Origin of the sequence: Acinetobacter sp. KAM396 (genome assembly GCF_021602765.1) — a bacterium.
GTDB classification, from domain to species: Bacteria; Pseudomonadota; Gammaproteobacteria; order Pseudomonadales; family Moraxellaceae; genus Acinetobacter; species Acinetobacter towneri_A.
In genome coordinates this window covers 1-269 of the sequence record NZ_BPPH01000126.1, presented here as the reverse complement: position 1 = coordinate 269, position 269 = coordinate 1, and the positions used below count along the sequence as shown (strand labels likewise).

General features: G+C 48.7%; 1 protein-coding gene. It reads left to right on the top strand.

Annotated features, from left to right (window positions below):
- Positions 1-269: IS66 family transposase (locus L6C30_RS14825; protein ID WP_236163354.1), on the top strand; the 269-nt coding region annotated here is incomplete at both ends.

The window sequence follows — 269 nt, the reverse complement described above, 5'->3', positions numbered from 1 at the left end:
TTGATAAAGGCATTGCTTCACCTGAACTGCTCAGCCATGTTTTGGTATCGAAATATGCCGATCATTTGCCGCTGTACCGTCAACGTCTGATCTATCAGCGGGCGGGAATCGTACTTTCTAGATCAACTTTATCTGACTGGATAGGTCGCTGCGGTGTAGAACTGGAACCTCTGGCCAATGCCTTAAAACAGGTGGTGCTGCAACAGCGGGTGATCCATGCCGATGAAACGCCGGTCACCATCATGCGGATGGGTGAGAATGATAAAAAA